At 48.3% G+C, this 19,890-nt stretch carries 18 protein-coding genes and 3 tRNA genes; 11 read left to right on the plus strand and 10 right to left on the minus strand.

Annotation, left to right across the window (positions count from 1 at the left end):
- Positions 1–6: 6 nt before the first annotated feature.
- The 4 genes from DXA74_RS02720 to DXA74_RS02735 form a co-directional block, all read right to left on the minus strand.
- On the minus strand, positions 7–768 hold the full coding sequence (locus DXA74_RS02720; RefSeq protein WP_118525297.1) for an MBL fold metallo-hydrolase: 762 nt from the start codon (positions 766–768) through the stop codon (positions 7–9).
- A complete protein-coding gene (locus DXA74_RS02725; RefSeq protein WP_118525298.1) occupies positions 755–2,419 on the minus strand; it encodes an AMP-binding protein in 1,665 nt (554 codons plus the stop codon). The genes DXA74_RS02720 and DXA74_RS02725 overlap by 14 nt, the downstream gene beginning before the upstream one ends.
- A 62-nt stretch (positions 2,420–2,481) precedes the next feature.
- Positions 2,482–3,153, minus strand: a complete 672-nt coding sequence (locus DXA74_RS02730; RefSeq protein ID WP_118525299.1) for a YggS family pyridoxal phosphate-dependent enzyme — start codon at positions 3,151–3,153, stop codon at positions 2,482–2,484.
- 18 nt (positions 3,154–3,171) lie between these two features.
- Positions 3,172–3,651, minus strand: a complete 480-nt coding sequence (locus DXA74_RS02735) for a DUF4494 domain-containing protein (RefSeq protein ID WP_118525300.1) — start codon at positions 3,649–3,651, stop codon at positions 3,172–3,174.
- A gap of 223 nt (positions 3,652–3,874) precedes the next feature.
- On the opposite strand from DXA74_RS02735, the gene DXA74_RS02740 reads away from it, so the two are divergent.
- The 6 genes from DXA74_RS02740 (at position 3,875) to DXA74_RS02765 (ending at position 12,019) form a co-directional block, all read left to right on the plus strand.
- On the plus strand, positions 3,875–5,077 hold the full coding sequence (locus DXA74_RS02740; protein WP_118525301.1) for a pyridoxal phosphate-dependent aminotransferase: 1,203 nt from the start codon (positions 3,875–3,877) through the stop codon (positions 5,075–5,077).
- A gap of 140 nt (positions 5,078–5,217) precedes the next feature.
- A complete protein-coding gene (locus tag DXA74_RS02745) occupies positions 5,218–6,468 on the plus strand; it encodes an ABC transporter permease (RefSeq protein ID WP_118525302.1) in 1,251 nt (416 codons plus the stop codon).
- Between the two features lie 270 nt (positions 6,469–6,738).
- Positions 6,739–8,976, plus strand: coding sequence for an inorganic phosphate transporter (locus DXA74_RS02750; protein WP_118525303.1), 2,238 nt, complete (start codon positions 6,739–6,741; stop codon positions 8,974–8,976).
- Between the two features lie 90 nt (positions 8,977–9,066).
- Positions 9,067–9,762: a response regulator transcription factor gene (locus tag DXA74_RS02755; protein WP_118525398.1), complete on the plus strand. Its 696-nt coding sequence runs from the start codon at positions 9,067–9,069 to the stop codon at positions 9,760–9,762.
- Positions 9,763–9,765: 3 nt separating this feature from the next.
- Positions 9,766–11,565: a cell wall metabolism sensor histidine kinase WalK gene (locus DXA74_RS02760; RefSeq protein ID WP_118525304.1), complete on the plus strand. Its 1,800-nt coding sequence runs from the start codon at positions 9,766–9,768 to the stop codon at positions 11,563–11,565.
- A 67-nt stretch (positions 11,566–11,632) separates the two neighbouring features.
- Positions 11,633–12,019, plus strand: a complete 387-nt coding sequence (locus tag DXA74_RS02765) for a 2-amino-4-hydroxy-6-hydroxymethyldihydropteridine diphosphokinase (protein WP_147401009.1) — start codon at positions 11,633–11,635, stop codon at positions 12,017–12,019.
- Positions 12,020–12,133: 114 nt separating this feature from the next.
- Here the strand turns inward: DXA74_RS02765 and DXA74_RS02770 are convergent, their stop codons facing one another.
- The 4 genes from DXA74_RS02770 to DXA74_RS02785 all read right to left on the minus strand — a co-directional run bounded on the left by DXA74_RS02770 (position 12,134) and on the right by DXA74_RS02785 (position 15,467).
- Positions 12,134–12,742, minus strand: a complete 609-nt coding sequence (locus DXA74_RS02770; RefSeq protein WP_118525306.1) for a Crp/Fnr family transcriptional regulator — start codon at positions 12,740–12,742, stop codon at positions 12,134–12,136.
- A gap of 4 nt (positions 12,743–12,746) precedes the next feature.
- Complete coding sequence (gene lepA, locus DXA74_RS02775; RefSeq protein ID WP_118525307.1) at positions 12,747–14,528, minus strand: translation elongation factor 4; 1,782 nt, start codon at positions 14,526–14,528, stop codon at positions 12,747–12,749.
- Between the two features lie 92 nt (positions 14,529–14,620).
- A complete protein-coding gene (locus tag DXA74_RS02780) occupies positions 14,621–14,827 on the minus strand; it encodes a winged helix-turn-helix domain-containing protein (protein ID WP_199666066.1) in 207 nt (68 codons plus the stop codon).
- A gap of 160 nt (positions 14,828–14,987) precedes the next feature.
- Entirely contained in the window at positions 14,988–15,467 is a 480-nt protein-coding gene (locus DXA74_RS02785; RefSeq protein WP_118525308.1) for a C-GCAxxG-C-C family protein, read from the minus strand.
- Positions 15,468–15,541: 74 nt separating this feature from the next.
- Between DXA74_RS02785 and DXA74_RS02790 the strand changes: the two genes are divergently transcribed.
- Entirely contained in the window at positions 15,542–15,976 is a 435-nt protein-coding gene (locus DXA74_RS02790) for a hypothetical protein (RefSeq protein WP_233550432.1), read from the plus strand.
- A gap of 96 nt (positions 15,977–16,072) precedes the next feature.
- Here DXA74_RS02790 and tilS read toward each other — a convergent pair whose 3' ends face one another.
- Positions 16,073–17,395: a tRNA lysidine(34) synthetase TilS gene (tilS, locus tag DXA74_RS02795; protein WP_118525309.1), complete on the minus strand. Its 1,323-nt coding sequence runs from the start codon at positions 17,393–17,395 to the stop codon at positions 16,073–16,075.
- A gap of 173 nt (positions 17,396–17,568) precedes the next feature.
- On the opposite strand from tilS, the gene DXA74_RS02800 reads away from it, so the two are divergent.
- The 4 genes from DXA74_RS02800 (at position 17,569) to DXA74_RS02810 (ending at position 18,084) form a co-directional block, all read left to right on the plus strand.
- Positions 17,569–17,775: a hypothetical protein gene (locus DXA74_RS02800; RefSeq protein ID WP_118525310.1), complete on the plus strand. Its 207-nt coding sequence runs from the start codon at positions 17,569–17,571 to the stop codon at positions 17,773–17,775.
- A 43-nt stretch (positions 17,776–17,818) separates the two neighbouring features.
- Positions 17,819–17,889, plus strand: a tRNA-Cys gene (locus tag DXA74_RS16265).
- 25 nt (positions 17,890–17,914) lie between these two features.
- Positions 17,915–17,985 (plus strand) — tRNA-Cys (locus DXA74_RS16270).
- A 25-nt stretch (positions 17,986–18,010) separates the two neighbouring features.
- Positions 18,011–18,084, plus strand: a tRNA-Cys gene (locus tag DXA74_RS02810).
- Positions 18,085–18,203: 119 nt separating this feature from the next.
- Here the strand turns inward: DXA74_RS02810 and DXA74_RS02815 are convergent.
- Positions 18,204–19,835 carry an RluA family pseudouridine synthase gene (locus DXA74_RS02815; RefSeq protein ID WP_118525312.1) on the minus strand — a complete coding sequence of 544 codons (1,632 nt, stop codon included), beginning with the start codon at positions 19,833–19,835 and terminating at the stop codon, positions 18,204–18,206.
- Positions 19,836–19,890: the final 55 nt, after the last annotated feature.

Genomic DNA, 19,890 nt, shown 5'->3' on the forward strand with positions numbered 1-19,890 from the left:
TATCTTTTATTTTTCCAAAATAACAGAGTCACATTCATGGGCGGCGCACCAGAAGGAAGCGCCGTATTTCCGGGCCACCGGTCCGAAAGCCAGCGGATCTTCAGGACGACCGGAAGTGAAATGAATCGGCACGAACCAACGCACCGGCACCGCCGAAACAAACTGTTCGGCTCCGCGCATGTAATCGTGCCCCAAACGGGAGTCTACCGGAAAGCAAAGCACATCCAACTCCTTGATTTCCTGAGTAATCAAAGTCAGTTCATCCTGATATTCCTGTTCGCTTTGCCGGATCTCCTCCTCGGTGGATTCCTCATTCCAATGCCAGTTGTTCAAATCGCCGGCATGAAACAGTTTCCATCCCTCGGTCTGTATATAAAAGGAGATGCCCACATCGGTAGAGCCATACGCCTTGACTGTCAGGTTCTCGTCCTGAAAAACTTCTCCTTTCTTCAGGAAATGCACCTGTGCCTCCCTACCTCGCAAAGCCGGAGCCACGTCGGCAGAGAAAACATAATGCACCTCATCTTCCTGCTGCCAGTTCAGGACGACCGGATCAAAATGATCGGCGTGAACATGAGAAACCAGCACGTATACCGGCTTTCCACAGCCCAGCAACCGGCGCACCTGCGACTGCAAAACGGCAGTCACGGCCTCCGGCTGATAGTAATCCACAATGAGGATGCAATGCTCCAGCTCAAAAGCCATGCCGCTATGATACAGATAAACCACTTTCATCGTGATGTCTCCGCACGTTTTAGATTTCCACATCGGTATAAAGGAAACGCTTGATACTCTTTTTAGGAGTCTTTTCAAACTCTTCCTTGCAGATCTTGATTCCGGACAGCTGACTGTATCCCGGAATCATGGCATTCAGTTCCTGACGGTTCTGCTCCATAATCTGCACCAGATCAGCCTCCTGAAGTCCCAACTTGGCGGCCTCGTCAAAATCCGGATACACCAGTCCGTAGAGCTTTTCATTACGCTGGATCACCAGACTCTCGGCCACCAGAGTGAGGTTGTTCAACTTGTCTTCGATTTCCTCCGGATAGATATTCTGTCCGCTGGCACCCAACAGCATGTTCTTGCTGCGGCCCTTAATGAAGATGTTTCCTTCCTCGTCCATCAGACCCAAATCGCCGGTGTGATACCAGCCTTCAGCGTCTATCGTCTCGGCGGTGGCTTCTTCATTCTTATAATAACCCAGCATCACATTGGTTCCGCGCACCAGAATCTCGCCCACCTCATGAGCGGGATCATGACTGTTGATGATGACTTCCAGACGCGGAGCTGCCTTGCCGCAAGAACCTTCCTTAAATTTCTTCCAGTCTTCATAGGCTATAATCGGCGCACACTCCGTAGCACCATAACCCACGGTATAATTGAAGCCGATGTCATTCAGAAATGCTTCCACCTCGTGGTTCAGAGCCGCACCACCGATAATCACCTCGTAATAGTTGCCTCCCAAAGACTCGCGCATGGTTTCGCGGATACGGTCCTTGACTTTCTGTCCGATGACCGGCAGCTTCATCAGCATCTTCACACGCGAATTGATTTTAGGCCATACGGCCTTGCGCACAATCTTTTCGATAATCAGCGGCACAGCGATGACAATCACCGGCTTCACGTCGGCCAGAGCCGCCAGCAAGAGTTTCGGAGTCGGCATCTTGGTCAGGAAATAAACGTGAGCACCCTGACAGAATTCGAAGATGAATTCAAAGGCCATGCCATACATGTGCGCCATAGGCAGCATGGAGAGCACTGTGGAACCGGCCTTGCAATGTCCGCCCAAAGCTCCCTGAGCAAAGGCGTAGTTCGACCACAGGGCGCGATACGGAATCATCACTCCCTTGGAATAGCTCGTGGTGCCCGAGGTGTAGTTGATTACTGCCAGCTCCTCCGGCTCGTCCAAATGATAGCTCACATGGTTGGGACGGAAAAATTTCGGGAACTTCTCTCCGAAAAGACGGTTCAGGTTCTCGCGGGCATAAACCACCTTGTCGGTGCGGCTCACGAAAAGAGAGTAATCAATGATGTTGATGACTCCCTCCACCTGCGGCATGGCTTCGGCATCCAGGTTCTTCCAGATCTGCTCGCCGACAAACAGCAGTTTGGCCTCGCTGTGATTCACGATGTTGTGAATCTGGTCGGCCTTGAATTCATGCAGAATAGGCACCGCTACGGCACCATAAGTCAGTGTAGCCAGAAAGGCGGCTCCCCAATGGGCAGAATTCTTGTCGCAAAGAGCAACTTTATCCCCCGGGCGCACACCGCTATATTCAAAGATGATATGTAGTTTCTCAATTACCCGCGCCACATCCTTATACTGCATGGTGGCACCCTGATAATCAGATAAAGCATCAAGGTTCCAATTATCCTTGATGCTTTTCTCTATACACGCGTTAAAACTCGGTATGTTCATTGCACAAAAAAGATTGGTTTGCGCAAAAATAAGAGATTTAACTGGTTTCTCCAAAAAAATTGTCAATAAACACGCATTCCGAAAATCATTGATCCGATACGCACCATATTGCTACCCTCTTCAATAGCCAGCGGGTAGTCTTCGCTCATACCCCAGGAGCATACCGAAAAGGCTTCGCAACCGGAAAAGAACTCCTGTCTGGCCTTGTTGAAAAAGGCTGAGGCTCGGCGGAATTCTCCACGCACCACCGCCTCGTCGTCGGTATTGGTGGCAATGCACATCACACCGCACAACTGCACAAACGGCAGTTCCTTCCATGCGCCGGATGCCAGATAATCCCAGCACTCGTCTTCGGTAAATCCGTACTTGTTCTCCTCACGGGCCACATGCAACTGCAACAGGCAGTTGATTTTCCGTCCGCACTTCTCTCCCTGCTTGTTGATCTCCTGAAGCAGCTTGACGGAATCCACGGAATGAATCAGCGAAATATAAGGGGCAATATACTTTACTTTATTGGTCTGCAAATGACCGATAAAGTGCCACTGGATACCCTCCAGCTGAAGCTCTTCATGTTTGCGCTGCAACTCCTGAACCTGACTTTCTCCAAAAATACGCTGACCGGCCTCATAAGCCTCTCTGATGGCAGAAGCCGGATGGTATTTCGAAACCGCCACAAGCGATACATGCTCGGGCAGCTCGCTCTTTAATTTAATGATTTCCTGAGTAACAGACATGATTTCTGGCTTTTGAGATTAAACATTGGCTGCGTCGGGGAACTCGGGTTTCTCCACCTCGGCAGTCTTATAGTGGAACACGTCCATAATCGGAGTCTCCATCACAGAGGCGATTTCGTAGTCGGCCATCGTGCCTTCCATTCCCTTGTCGAGACGCTTTACCGCATCGCGCAGGTCGGAAGCCTGAATCAGCATGTTCTGGGCGCTTTTCTTCTCCACACCGGTCTTCTCGTCCAAAGTGATAAAAGCCACCTTGGCCTTAAACCACTTGTCTGCCTCTTCGTCATCGGTCTCGAAGAGTTCTGCATATTTGGCTCTCTTGATATCCGAAACCTGGTATTCTCCCGACATAAACGGTTCAATCTCCTCCAGGAAGCGTCTTTCTGCCTCAGTGAAGCTCAAGGCGTCTACCAAATAAGGCTCGGTGACTTTCTTCACCATTCCGTTCTCCATAGTCTTCTCGTACTTCACCTTGCATTCAAACCATTCGTTCATCATAACTTTTTATTTCCTTTTATATTTTAGTAAATCCTAATTAGTTGCCTTCAGTGAAAGCAACCGCAAACTTACACATTTATTTTCATTTATTATCGTGTTTTGCCCATTAAGATAAGAGAACGGCCAATTAAAAACCCTTTTATTTGCCGAATTGAAGTCAATATCGTATATTTGCAAGTTGATAACAGGAAATCAATATTATTCTAAAATAAGTAAAGATAATATGCCAAAAATCTCAACGCGCGGCCAGGAAATGCCGGAATCGCCTATCAGAAAGCTTGCTCCCTTGGCACAGCAGGCTAAAGAACGCGGAATACATGTGTACCATCTAAATATCGGGCAACCTGACCTGCCCACTCCCAAAGCGGCGCTGGATGCCATCCGCAACATAGATCGCACCGTATTGGAATACAGTCCCAGCCAGGGATATCTGAGTTACCGTAAAAAACTGGTCAAGTATTACGAGAAATACCGCATCAGTCTGACTCCCGACGACATCATCATCACTTCAGGTGGTTCGGAGGCCGTGCTCTTCGCCTTCATGTCGTGTCTGAATCCCGGCGACGAAATCATCGTGCCCGAACCGGCTTATGCCAACTACATGGCTTTTGCCATTTCGGCAGGAGCGGTTATCCGCACCATCTCTACCACTATCGAGGAGGGATTCTCTCTGCCAAAGGTGGAGAAATTCGAGGAACTCATCAACGAGCGCACCCGCGCCATCCTGATCTGTAACCCGAACAATCCGACCGGTTATCTGTATACACACCGCGAGATGAACCAGATTCGCGATCTGGTCAAGAAGTACGACCTGTACCTGTTCTCCGACGAGGTGTATCGTGAATTCATCTACACCGGCTCTCCTTATATCTCGGCCTGCCATCTGGAAGGCATCGAGAAGAATGTGGTGCTCATCGACTCTGTTTCCAAGCGGTACAGCGAATGCGGTATCCGTATCGGTGCTCTGATCACCAAGAATGCCGAAGTGCGCAAGGCGGTGATGAAGTTCTGTCAGGCCCGTTTGAGCCCTCCGCTCATCGGTCAGATTGCAGCCGAGGCTTCTTTGGACGAGCCGGAAGAATACAGCCGCGAGGTGTACGACGAGTATGTAGAGCGACGCAAATGCCTGATTGATGGACTGAACCGCATTCCGGGAGTCTATTCTCCAATTCCGATGGGTGCCTTCTACACGGTAGCCAAACTGCCGGTTGATGATGCGGAAAAGTTCTGTGCCTGGTGTCTCACGGAGTTCAACTATGAGGGAGAAACTGTCATGATGGCTCCGGCATCGGGTTTCTACACCACTCCGGGATCGGGAAAGAACGAGGTGCGTATCGCTTATGTATTGAAAAAGGAAGATCTGAACCGCGCCATTGTGGTGCTCCGGAAAGCTCTGGAGGCTTATCCGGGTCGGGTTTCTGAATAATGTATGTCCCAACATACTTCGAAAACAAGCCCAGAAAGAGTCTGCGTGTTCTTTTTGGGCTTGTTTTCTTTTCAGAGCGGTTTCCCCGTTTTCCCCTGAGGGATTAGAATAGATGCATTAATATTAAAAAGGTCCTAAAAATGAATTTTGTTGTTTTTATAGCCAAACGACTCTTTAAAAACAAAGGAAACGAAAAAGGCGCTTCCAAACTGGCCGTCAACATTGCCATCGGAGGAGTGGCCATAGGCGTGGCCGTGATGATTATCTCCGTGTGCGTGGTGCTCGGCTTCAAGCAGGAGATCAAGAACAAGCTGGTCGGATTCGGTTCGCACATCCAGATACAGAACTATGAAAGCCAGGCTTCGTCCGAGTCTTATCCCATCGCGGTGAACGATTCGCTGCTACGCATCGTAAAAAGTACTCCCAACATTGCACACTGGGAACGCACTTGCTACAAGGCCGGTATCCTGAAAACCGACGAGGTATTCAAAGGCATTCTTCTGAAAGGCGTGGGAGAAGAATTTGACACAACCTTCATCCACAAGAACCTGCTTTCGGGAAGTCTGCCCGACTTTTCCGACCAAAAAGCCTCGAACGAGGTGCTTATCTCGGAAACGATTGCCCGCGAACTGCGCCTGAAAACAGGCGACAGAATATCTGCTTACTTTTTTGACCGCACCCTGCGCGCCCGACGCTTTCTGGTGAAAGGTATCTACCGGACCAATCTGGCCGAGCTGGACAACAACATGGTGCTGACCGACATTTATACCTGCAACCGACTGAACGGCTGGCAAAAGAACCAATGCAGTTCGCTCAATATTACCGTGAAGGACTACAACGCCCTGAAAGCAACGACACAAAAGCTGGCGCGAAGAATCAATGTGGAACTCGGAACAGACGTTTACGGGGCTTCTTTCTCGACCATGTCCATCGAAGATCTCTACCCTCAGATGTTTACCTGGCTCAGCCTGCTGAACACCAACGTGTGGGTCATCCTGATTCTGATGACGGGAGTAGCGGGCATTACCATGATATCGGGCCTGCTGATCATCATCCTGGAACGCACGGTCTTTATCGGAACCCTCAAGGCTCTGGGAGCACGCGACAGTTCCATCCGCAGCATCTTCCTCTGGTTCTCTACCTTCATCGTGGGTAAGGGACTCCTCTGGGGTAATCTTTTGGCCTTCCTGCTCATCTTCATCCAACAGCAGTTCGGCATCATCAAACTGGATCCGCAGGTTTATTATGTAGAAGAGGTACCTCTGATTATCAACTGGCTTTATGTCTTGCTGATCAATCTGTCTACCCTGCTGATTTCCGTATCCGTACTGGTTCTGCCCAGTCTGATGATTTCCCGAATCAACCCAATCAAGTCCATCCGCTTCGATTAAGCAAAAAAAGATATTTGTCTGTCAGGTCGCTCCGGCATTCCCGATTCTGGAATGCAGAGCGACCTGATTTTTGTATATGGGCTTTCTCTCTTTCTATCAGGCCTCTATATATAAATAGGAGAAAAGGTTTATTCAGATTATCTATAGATAATTTTAATGCAAAGCGCTCCTTTCTTTTAAAAAAATTAAGAAATACAGATAATACAAACCTGTTACAAAACTATGAATTTTCGTATCTTTGCATCAATAAATTATTAAATTCATTATTTTATGGAATTTGTGTATTTGGGAATTGTCATATTCCTGTTTGCTTTATCTATCTTCGATTTATCGGTCGGAGTTAGTAATGACGCGGTAAACTTTCTCAGTTCTGCCATTGGCTCCAAGGCAGCCCGTTTCAAACTTATTTTAGCAGTAGCCGCAATCGGTGTATTTGTCGGTGCCACTACAAGTAACGGCATGATGGATATCGCCCGTCACGGCATCTTCCGTCCGGAATGCTTCACCTTCGAACAGCTGATGTGCATCTTTCTGGCTGTTGTTGCCTCGGACGTAATTCTGCTGGACATGTTCAACATGCTGGGTATGCCCACTTCCACCACAGTGTCGATGGTATTCGAGCTGTTGGGCGGTAGTACGGCATTGGCTTTTGTAAAGATGATGCACGATCATTCACTGACCTACGCTCAACTGATCAACACCGACAAGGCCCTTTCGGTAATCATGGCCATATTCATATCGGTGGCTATCGCTTTTATTTTCGGTTTGATTGTGCAATGGATTGCACGTTGCATCTTTACTTTCCACTATACCAAACATCTCAAATACACCATCGCCGTATTCGGTGGTCTGGCTTTTACCTCAATTTCTTACTTCCTGATGGTAAAAGGATTCGGCACAGCCTCTTTCATGACACCTGCTATCAAGGCATGGATAGCATCCAACACTTCTACCATACTGATCTCGTTCCTGATCGGTTTTACTATCCTTACACAAATACTTCATCTGCTGAAGGTCAACATATTTAAAATCACAGTATTATTCGGTACATTCTCATTGGCTATGGCTTTCGCCGGCAATGATCTTGTAAACTTTATCGGAGTTACTCTGGCCGGTTTCTCTTCTTATCAGGATTTCATGGCTCACCCGGGAGCAGACCCAACGACCTATCTGATGGGTTCCTTGAATGATGAGGCAAAAACGCCATTGATATTCCTCGTGATGGCCGGTGTGATCATGATCACAGCACTGACCTTCTCAAAGAAAGCCCACAACGTAATCAAAACATCTGTCGACCTGTCTCGCCAGACTGCCGGTGACGAAATGTTCGGCTCTTCCCGCTTTGCCCGCCGCCTGGTGCGCGGAGTGATGAATTCCACAGAATATGTCATTGCACACGTTCCTGAAAACGTAAAGACTTGGGTGAATTCCCGCTTTAACCAGGACGAGACTATTCTGGAAAAAGGAGCAGCCTTCGACCTGGTTCGCGCTTCTGTAAACCTGGTTCTCTCTGGCTTGCTGATTGTAGTCGGAACTTCTCTCAAACTTCCGCTCTCAACTACTTACGTAGCTTTCATGGTGGGTATGGGTTCTTCTTTGGCCGACCGCGCCTGGGGACGTGAGAGTGCCGTATTCCGTGTTACCGGTGTAATCTCTGTAATCGGTGGCTGGTTCATGACAGCAGGTGCAGCATTCTTCCTTTGTTTTATCGTCACCATGATTGTATATTATGGAGGTATCGTTGCCATGATTCTGCTGATGGCCACTGTAGTCCTGATTTTGTGGAACAACAGCCGTAGCTATAAGAAAAAGATGTCATCTGTCAAGAAGGACGAGATCTTTACCGAACTGGTAGAAACACAAGACCCGAAGGTGGCTTGGCCATTGCTGAGCAAACACTTCCTGAACACACAGACCGAGGTGGTTCGCTTCGTTGCCGATACTTATGTGCTCATTACCGACGGTCTGGTGGAAGAGGATGTCAAAAAGCTGCGCAGAGTATTCAATGACCTGGACACTCAAAAGAAGCACTGGAAGGTGCAGCGCCGCAAGGAAATTATCGGTCTGCGCAAAATTGATCCGCTGGTTGCTGTCGAGAAAAACACTTGGTTCTATCTTGCCTGCAACAGTTGCGAACAAAGCTTCTACTGCCTGAAACGAATGTGCGAACCGATTTTCGAACACGTGGACAATAACTTCAATCCGCTGAATGAAGAATATGAAAAAGAATTTGCGCCCATCAAGAGCGACATCATCACCTTCATTCGGGACATTGCCCAGATGATTGAAAGCAACGAATACTCCCGCGCCATTGAACTGCGCGAAAAGGGAAATGAAATGAAGGCAACCTTGTCAAACCTGCGCAAAGAGCAGCAGCAACGCATCGCCAAAAGCACTGCTACCAGTCTGAAGGTAGATTTCCTTTATCTGAGCATGCTGCAGGAAAGCCAGGAACTTATTGGTCATTTCCGCCATCTGGTACGTGCTTGCAGAAAATTTCAGCACTAATCGGGTGCTGAAATAATATTGTAACATGGACTTTACAATCATGTAACAATAAGGTTATACTTTTGCAGTAGATTTTTAAAAGTTATGTTTATGAACGATTACAAAATTTTGGTTGTAGACGACGAAGAAGATTTGTGTGACATCCTGCGCTTTAATCTCGAGAACGAAGGGTATAACGTGGATATCGCCTATTCTGCAGAAGAAGCACTCAAACTAGATCTTACGCAATATCATCTGATTCTGTTGGATGTGATGATGGGAGAAATCTCCGGATTCCGTATGGCAAAGATGCTCAAGGAATCCAAGAACCTGAATCACATCCCCATTATCTTCCTGACGGCACGTGATACGGAAAATGATGCGGTGACCGGTTTTACACTCGGTGCGGACGACTATATTTCCAAACCGTTCTCCCTGCGTGAAGTTGTTTTACGCGTAAAGGCCGTATTGCGCCGCACATCGCCAAAGGCTGTTCCTCAGGCATCCTTAATCGGATACAAGGATCTGAAGATTAACATGAAGCTGAAAGAAGCGATTCTGCATGGCGAGGTATTGCAGCTGACCAAAACAGAATTTGAGTTGCTGCGCCTGTTTATCGAAAACGAAGGACGGGTATTCTCACGTGCGGAAATATTGCGTAAAATCTGGCACGACGACGCAGAAGTATTGGACCGAACCATTGATGTCAACATCACGCGACTGAGAAAGAAGTTGGGCGACTATGGCAAGTATATCATGACAAGACAAGGCTACGGATATTATTTCGAAGCCGGAGCAAAGGAGTAAGAGATGCATTTCAGATTAACATTTTCCAATAAACTGTTTCTTTCGATCATCCTGCTCTTCTGGCTCTTTGCCGGCTGTTTCACCTTCTATCAGTATACGCGTGAAAAAGAATACAAGATAGAACTCCTGAATGACCGTCTGGCCATATTCAACAGTCAGTTGCATGAGATGCTCGCAAAGAAGCCTATGGCTGAATATGAAGAGCTGGTAGATACGTTTGTAAATTTCTCTCATATAGAGAACCTGAGAGTCACTCTGATTACTCCTACCGGAAGAATCATTTATGACAATCAGCAGGCTGCCCGGACAATGGCAAATCACTCTGGCCGTGAGGAAGTCATCAAGGCTCTGAGGTATGGTTCCGGATACTCGATTATGAGAAACTCAGAAACGATGAAGGCCCCTTTCTTCTACTATGCCAGCTATTTCAAAGATTCGAAACTCATCATCCGTTGTGCACTGCCTTATGATTTCAGTCTTTCCAAACGGCTGAAAGCTGACATGAACTACCTTTGGGGGATTTTGCTTATTACCTTTGTGCTGACTTTTGTCTTCTACAAACTAACGGCACGCCTTGGTAAGACCATCACCCAGTTGCGTCTGTTCGCCAAAAAGGCCGATATGGACGAACCGTTTGAACTGAAGCAGCACTCCACCGGAGACAATGAACTTGACATGATTGCCCGCCACATTGTAGATATCTACTATCGTTTGCGGCGCACGAAAGACGAGCTCTACATTGCCCGTGAGAAACTGATTGCCCACTTGCAGATATCGAATGAAGGACTGGCCATCTTCAATCCGCGCCGCGAAGTCATTCTGTCGAATGCCTTGTTCACGCAATATGCCAACCTGATTATCGACAAAAACATAGAATGTATTCAGGACGTGTTCAACATTCCGGAATTTGCCAAACTGATTCAGTTCATTGAAGACACCTGCAAAGACTATGCAATGGCCGAATCCAAGATGATGACCGAAGTCATTGATCGCAACGGTTACATCTTCTCCATTGATGCTGTCGTATTTCAGGATGCCAGCTTTGAGCTGACCATCAGCGACATCACCAAGCAGGAAGAGCAAGCCCGCATGAAACGGCAGATTACCCAGAATATGGCACACGAGCTGAAAACGCCGGTAAGCAGCATTCAAGGTTATCTGGAGACCATCATCAACAATCCGGATCTTCCTCAGGAAACGATGAACCAGTTCCTGCAAAGAAGTTTCGCACAGAGCCAGCGGCTCACAAACCTGTTGCGTGACATCACCGCATTGACGCGTCTGGACGAGGCTTCCTCACTCATTGATGTAGAACTTCTGAACCTGAGTCAGATTATCCACAATATCGTGTCAGAACTGGCTCTCCCTCTGGAAGAAAAGCAGATGACAGTGACCTGTTCGTTCCCCGACAACATGATGATCGACGGTAACTTCTCCCTGCTCTACTCGATATTCCGGAATCTCACAGACAATGCCATTGCCTATGCCGGAATCGGAAAGAAGATAACCATCAGCTGTATTTTTGAAGACGAAGATTTCTATTTCTTCAGCTTCAAGGACAATGGTGTCGGAGTGGACCCAAGCCACCTGCCTCGCCTTTTCGAACGCTTCTATCGCGTTGACAAAGGACGCAGCCGAAAGATCGGAGGTACCGGTCTGGGACTGGCCATCGTAAAGAATGCCATCATCTTCCACGGCGGAACCGTGCATGCAAAACAAGTTGCCGATGGCGGACTTGAGTTTATCTTTATGCTGAAGAAAAAGCATAATGCAACACTGACAACGAAAAAACTGAATTCATAGTACACCTGCGACCAGGCAAACGGGAACCATCAAAGCCCGATTGTCTGGTCGCAATAAATTTACCGATATGCCCCAACCGAATATCCTTATCATTGGCATGGGATCGAACCATAATGCCGCAGCCAACCTGGAAATGGCACGCCAGGAACTGAAGAAACGCTATCCTCAAACGGTTTTCAGCAATGTCCGAGATACAGAGCCTGTAGGCTTCAAAAGGAATACAGCCCTATTCACAAACCAACTGGCACTGCTAAAAACCGAAGACGATATCCCGGCCGTACGCTCTTTTCTCAAATCCTTGGAGCAGCTGGCCCAGAGAACTGCCGCAGACAAAGCAAACGAGATCGTACGGCTTGACCTGGATATACTACAGGCAAACGAAACAATCATTAAAAAGGAAGAATTGCAACGCTCCTATTATCAGGATGCTCTTTCGGAGCTACCCCGCTTCTGATCTTAAAACACCGAAATCCATAAAACCAGAAATCCCCTGTCTCTGCATTCATCATGCTTCGAGACAGGGGATTTCCATATCTAAAAAACCTTCGGCAGTCTGCTTCACATTCTGTCAGGCATCCTTATTTGCCGTTGCAGCACCACCATCCACATGAGCACCGCGCACGCGGCTTAATGTTTCCGGCGACATCTGCAAATAAGAAGCAACATGCACCATTGGAGCACGCAGCAGGATTTCGGGCTTGCTGTCCAGCAGGCGCTGATAACGCTCCGTGGCATTCTCAAAGCGCTGGCTGTCGGCATACACCTGAGAACTGATCAGGGCATGTTCGAGAATCTTTCTGAACAGCAGTTCGATTTCGCGGTTCTCCTCGGCCTTACGTTGCAATTTGTCATACGGAATGCCATAAAGCACACTGTTCTCCAAAGCCTCCACAATCAGTCTTGACGGTTCCTGCTTCAGAAAACTTTCAATGCAGATCACAATTCTTCCTTCGTAGGAGAAGTGTTCCGTTACGTCCTTATTATTCTTATAATAATACTGACGCACCATGCCCCGGCTAACAAAATACATATACTGGCAGACATGCCCTTCCGGCATGATCACATCTCCCTTTGCGTACTTAAACGGTACAAGCATTTCTGCCAATGCATTTATACCGTCTGGCGTAAGTCTGCAATAAATTCGTGCTATTTCACGAGCGACATCCCTGGTATCCATAAGATTAATCTAATTTGAGAACGGCAAGGAAGGCTTTCTGAGGCACCTGAACATTACCAATCTGCTTCATACGTTTCTTACCTTTCTTTTGTTTTTCGAGCAATTTTCTTTTTCGGCTGATATCACCACCATAACATTTGGCAGTTACATCCTTTCTTACCTGTTTTACTGTTTCGCGGGCAATGATCTTGGCACCGATAGCAGCCTGAATGGCAATATCAAACTGCTGTCTGGGCAACAGATCCTTCAGTTTCTCACACATTCTGCGACCAAAGTCGGTAGCATTGTCAAAATGAGTCAGCGTAGACAAGGCGTCCACCGGTTCACCATTGAGCAGAATATCCAGTTTCACCAGTTTTGAAGGCCGGAAGCCATCCTGATGATAATCAAACGAAGCATATCCCTTGGAGATACTCTTCAGTTTATCGTAAAAGTCAATCACAATCTCGCCCAAAGGCATGTTGTAATGCAACTCCACGCGGTTTCCGCTAATATACTCCTGTTTCAGAAGTTCGCCGCGCTTGCCCAGACACAGCGACATAATCGGTCCGATAAAGTTTGTAGTTGTAATGATGGTTGCCTTGATATAAGGTTCTTCGATGTGGTCAATCAGGGTCACGTCGGGCATTCCCGCCGGATTGTGCACCTCTTTCACCTCACCTTGCTTGTCGTATACCATATATGATACGTTCGGCACGGTGGTAATCACATCCATGTTAAACTCGCGGTCCAGACGCTCCTGGATAATTTCCATGTGAAGCAATCCCAGGAATCCGCATCGGAAACCGAATCCCAGCGCAACCGACGATTCCGGCTGGAAAGTCAGCGAGGCATCATTCAGCTGCAGTTTCTCCAGCGACGCACGCAAGTTCTCAAAGTCTTCGGTTTCTATAGGATAGACACCGGCAAACACCATCGGTTTTACCTCCTCGAATCCGGCAATGGCCTTGTCACAAGGTCGGGCCACATGCGTGATGGTATCACCCACTTTTACTTCCGTGGCCGTTTTAATTCCGGAAACGATATAGCCCACATCGCCGCAATGAAGCTCTTTCTTGGGCATCATGTCCATTTTAAGTACACCGATCTCATCGGCTGAATATTCTTTTCCGGTATTGATGAACACCACCTTGTCGCCGGCCTTGATACTTCCGTTTACAATCTTGAAATATGCGATGATACCTCGGAAGGAGTTGAACACAGAGTCAAAAATCAAAGCCTGCAGCGGAGCGTCCTCGTCTCCCTTCGGGGCCGGAATGCGTTCCACCACCGCTTTGAGAATTTCGTCCACTCCCATACCGGTCTTTCCGGATGCGCGGATAATATCCTCACGGTCGCAGCCCAGCAAATCGATGATTTCATCTTCCACCTCTTCGGGCATGGCATTCACCATATCACATTTATTGATCACCGGAATGATCTCCAGATCGTGATCAATCGCCATATACAGGTTGGAAATGGTCTGTGCCTGCACTCCCTGAGTAGCGTCGACAATCAGCAAAGCACCTTCGCAGGCCGCAATAGAACGGGAAACTTCATAAGAGAAATCCACATGCCCCGGAGTGTCGATCAGATTCAGCGTATATTTCTCGCCCTGATATTCATATTCCATCTGAATAGCATGGCTTTTGATGGTGATACCACGCTCACGCTCCAAATCCATATCATCCAACATCTGTCCTTCGGTTACCTTAATCGTGTTGGTATACTCCAGCAAACGGTCGGCCAATGTTGATTTTCCGTGGTCAATGTGCGCAATAATACAGAAATTTCTGATATGTTTCATTTTTACGATTCTTTGTTTTTATGCAAAGATAAAAAAAATATGTCCATGAACGAAACAGTCATGAACATATTTTATATCATTACGAAACAGTTTTATTTTTTCAGAGAAAAAACAGGATCTTTCTCATCACCTGTAATATTCAGTTTGTCTTCTCTGAGCAACCAACCAAGGCCAAGATAGAGTTCTTTCTCAGTCTTTAATTTCACTGCTTTCTTCAGGTCTTTTGCACTCATAGATTCTACCTGATCCAGAACATTCCAAATTGCACCTGCAATTACTCCAGCTTTTTCTTGCATAATCATTCTCCTTTATTTAAACTATAGATATTAATCTAGGCTATTTGCAATATTTTTGTCGATGCAAATGTAATACTTTTTACGAGAATAACGATAAGTTTTTGGATTAAATATTTCTTTTTTTCAAAAAAATCAAAAGAAAATTCAAAATCGTTACAAAAAATCAGGCCTTCTGCTCCTCTTTCTCTTCCAGATAGCGGGCGAAAATGCGTGCAGCGGTCTCCACCATTTTGGCACAGGGGCGCTTGGCATAATATTCTGCCGTGCGTGCCTCGGCCTGAGCCACTACCGGAGTCTTGGGTTTCAGTCCCAACAATTCCGCGCAGATCGTCGAACCGTTCTCAGTCTCAAACTCATGCGCCAAATGTTGCACCACGGCATAATTGTGCGATTTACCCTCACGGTCTTTTCCTTCAGTCACTCCGCAATCCAGTCCTGCCAACAGAAACATGCCGCAGGCGGCTCCGCAGGTCTGGCGCATGCGGCCGATTCCTCCACCAAACGATGCCGCCATTCTAAACGCCTGTTCTTCAGTAAATCCATACAAGTCGGCAAAAGCGCCGGCAACCGACTGAGCACAATTATAGCCTTCATGAAACAAAGCTACTGCCTTAGCTACTCTTTCTTCCTTATTTATTAACATATATATACTTATTTACGTTGCAAATGTACGATAAAAAAATTAACTTCGCAGAGATATTCAATGAAATGTAACCAATGATGAAGAAAAAGAGTTATTTATTTCCTATCCTGGCTGCAGCCCTTTTTCTGGGTAGCTGCCAGTTTGAAAACTTTGACGAGCGCTGCGCACGCGAAGCAAAAGAATACACCGAACAGCATTGCCCACTGCGGATTGACCCCTGCACAGTGCTGGACAGCATGACCTACGCCTCGGACAAGCGTACCTTGCAATATTACTACACGATGGAGGGTCTTCTTGACAGCACCCAGATTCTGACACCGGAAGTTATTGCCGACTTCAAGAAACAGCTGGAAGGCGAGATTGTAAACTCCGTGCAACTGCGAAAATACAAGGAGGAGCGCATCAACTTCCGTTATTGCTATAAGTCAAAGAAGAGCGGAAAGACAGTATTCGACCTTCGGTTCACTCCTGAGGATTATGAAACCGCAGCAAAATCCGAGAAACAATAAAGACACATACAGCAACGCGGCATCCGATCAATCTGAAAAGACTATCGGATGCCGCATTTCTTATCTTTTATATCAGGCACCGCTTTGGTCTGCCGCTCAGAGCAGCTGGATGCGCAGGATGTGGCGGGTATGTTCCGTCACCCGGAAACGGTCATCGGGGCGTTCTCCCACCACCCAGGCAATCTTGTCGCCGCTGCAAACCAGCAGTTGACGTTCTTTCTCAAACACATTTTTCTTCAGATCGGTCAGAAAGTCACTCACCAGTTTCATTCCTTTCATCCCAAAGGGCATAAAGCGGTCTCCCGTCTGCGGCGTGCGCACCACCAGCGGAAATTCCACTTTATCCAGATCCATGCAGATGACATTCTTTTCGCGCGGCAGCGGACCGCCACTGCTGTATGAAGAACGTGAAATAAGGAAAGTAACATCGTCGGTCACACGCATGATGCCTTCCAGAGGCAGCACTTTTTCCAGACGCGCTGGTCGCACAGCCTTTTTCTCAAACACCAAAGCCTCGCGGTCGCGCAGCAGACGATGGGTGGGGCTCTCATACACTTTTCCGGATTCGCCTCCCTGCTGCTCATAAATGGCTGCCACCTGTGCCGGATTGAAATCCATTCGGCTCAAGATTTCATACAGCACCGTCTCCGGAGCCGGAGTCCGGTTCAGTTCCTCAAGCAGGATTTTATTGCCGTGCACCACCTGTTGCATCAGCAAATCCATGCCATATTCATAAATACGGAATGCATCGCTCAGACGGCGTGCTCCCTGATGAATGCTCTCGTCGGCATTCGGATAGATTTCCCTCATGCGCGGCATCACGTTCAGACGGATTTTGTTCCGCTGCACCTCGTCCTGCAGGTTGGTACTGTCGGTCACATAATCCTGATGGCATTCGGCCAGATAGTCTTCAATCTCTTGCCGGCTGACATCAAGCAACGGACGCACCACTTTTCCGTTCCGATACTGTATGCCCCGCAATCCGCGGATACCGGTACCGCGCAACAGATTCAGCAACACCGTCTCCGTATTGTCCTCACGGTGATGGGCCACGGCCACACAGTCCAGATCCCGTTCCTGCAACAGCTGCTCAAAGAAATCATAGCGCAATGTGCGGGCTGCCATCTCGATGCTGACATGATGCTCGTGCGCATAGGCATGTGTGGAAAAACAACGCCGGTGCAACACAATCTTCCGCCGCTGGCAGAAGTCCGTCACAAAAGCCTCATCACGGTCCGACTCCGCACCACGCAGACAGAAATTGCAGTGCGCCGCCTCAATTTTATATCCCAGGTCCTGCAACACACAAGCCAGGGCCACCGAATCTGCTCCGCCACTGAGGGCAACCAGCACAGGATGCTCGCGCCCCAGCAGTTCATGGCGGGCAATACAGTTCTTCACTTTTTCCTTGAAATCCATAGACACTACATGTTTGATGAAACAAAGATACGCCCAACTCTCGAAACACCGTAATTTTTCAGCAATTTTATGATGCGGAAAAATCCTTTCACCATAATATTTTGTGCAAACAAAAAGATTCCACTATTTTTGAAGAAGCGTTTTTATTCAAGAATCTCTATAATATATAAGGTATGATACAGGAAATCATTGTCGGAGTCGTCCTGCTCCTTGTCGCCCTTTGGCTGATGCGCCGCCTATACCGCATGCTCTCCCAGCACGACGCTCATCCGTGCAGTACATGCTCCACTCCCTGCAAATTGAAGGACGAAATACACAAGAATAAAGGGAAAAAGAACAAAAAGTGCACTTTTTATGAAGAAAATGTGCCCAAAAATTAGTTTATTTCAAAAAAAGTAGTACCTTTGCATGCGAAAACAAAATGGTGCCCTGACCGAGTGGCTAGGTAGCGGTCTGCAAAACCGTCCACAGCAGTTCGAATCTGCTGGGCACCTCTTAAAGAAAATAGCACAGTGATATGGTGCCCTGACCGAGTGGCTAGGTAGCGGTCTGCAAAACCGTCCACAGCAGTTCGAATCTGCTGGGCACCTCTTAAAGAAAATAGCACAGTGATATGGTGCCCTGACCGAGTGGCTAGGTAGCGGTCTGCAAAACCGTCCACAGCAGTTCGAATCTGCTGGGCACCTCCAAGGAAAAGAGATGATGAAAGTTTTTCATCATCTCTTTTTTTATGGCTGTAACAGCCGTCCAAACAGCAAAACGCCTTGCCGGAAGTCATCTGCACATCCGGCAAGGCGTTTATTTTTTCTTAAAAAGGAACAGGCACTTTCAGCGTCAGGCGTTGCCCGGTTACGGGATGCGCCAGCTGCACCTGCTCGGCATGAAGATACAGCCGGTCGGAAGGACGGCCATAGAGCTGGTCACCACGGATGGGACATCCCAGCCCGTCAGGATGGGCGGCATGCACACGCAACTGGTGCGTGCGTCCCGTTTGCGGAAAAAAGGCAATACGGGTGGTCTGTCCGGATCGTTCGAGCACCCGATAACGGGTCACGGCCGGTTTACCGTATACCGGATCGACCATCTGCATCGGCCGGTGTTCGACATCCGGGCGCAAGGGCAAGCGGATCAGTCCTTCATTCTGAGGCACTATGCCGTCGAGCACGGCTATATAGGTCTTACGAATCTGATGGCGCTCGAACATTTGCTGCAAGGCGGCATGTGCCTCCTTGGTCTTACCGATAAGCAGCAGACCGGAGGTGTGCATGTCCAGGCGGTGCACCAATAACGGACTGTCACTGTCGGGGTAACGGTTCTGCGCCCAGCTCAGCACGGAAGAAACAGCCTCATCCTTACCGGGCACGGAATACATGCCGGCCGGTTTATATATCGCTGCCAGATATTCGTCTTCATAAATCACTTCCACCTCACTGTGTGCTGAGGCTTCACGCACCACCGGATCAGGTTCCACCTCCAGTCCTTGCAGCATAAAGCCCAGAATCGGCTTGCATTTGCTGGTACACGAAGGATAGAACCGTCCGTCTTCACGGAGCACACCGCGCGGTGAGTCTCCCCACCAGAATTCGCCCATAGCCAGCGGCTGCATGCCGTTCAGATAAGCATATTGCAACAGTTTCGGAGCGGCACACTCCCCTGCTCCGGCAGGCGGTTCACCGCGTCCGGCCTCGCAGAATATCTGTTGCAGGCTTTGTTCCTCTCCCAATGCATTACGGAAAGTGAAGTTCCGGAATATCTGTTGCTGGAGTTGTTCGGACAATCTCTTCCGCTCCTGTTTCAAAGCGGTGAGCGCCGCCTCTTGTTCTTCCACCAAGGCACGGCACTCGGCCATGCGTCCGGCCCATGCCTTTTCGCGCCGCTTGAGTTCGGCTTTCTGAAACTGGCTCTCGCGGTTCAGCAGCTGCAACTCTTCGGGCATAGCGGTAGCACGCCGCTCTTCACGCCGCAAACGGGCCTTCCGGAACTCTTCTTTCATGCGCGAAAGTTCCTCTTCGGCCTCTCTGCTCACAGCCGTCAGCAACTCATGTGCCTTGAGATAAGCCTCGCTCTCTTTCAGTGCCGCCACCTGCCGGTTCATCTCCGTAAGCTGTGCCTCGCCCTTCTTGAAGAACCCTTGCGGATCGAGAAAATCAAAAACGGGCGGCACAAAATAAGGCTGACGGTTGCTGCCGCCAAGCAGACCCGAAAAAGCCGCCAGAAAACCAAGTTCTCCCGCAGCATTACGGACCAGCAGCACACCAAACATTTTTCCGCCCTGCAACTCGGCCTGCCAGGAAGAGCAGGAAAGCAGATAGGTGCGCAGCTCAGCTGCCGCCCTTTGAATCAAAGGATGAGGCGTATAATGAAACGGATAAGTAAAAAGGTGGGGCAACTCTTCAGCCAAAGGCTGCGGTGCGAATGGATGAAAACAGGAATGGCACATCTGAAATTTGCTTTGATGGAATGAATCCTGCCACAAGAATCCGGAAAGGACTCTA

Source organism: Bacteroides sp. OF04-15BH (genome assembly GCF_003477995.1).
Classification (GTDB): domain Bacteria; phylum Bacteroidota; class Bacteroidia; order Bacteroidales; family Bacteroidaceae; genus Paraprevotella.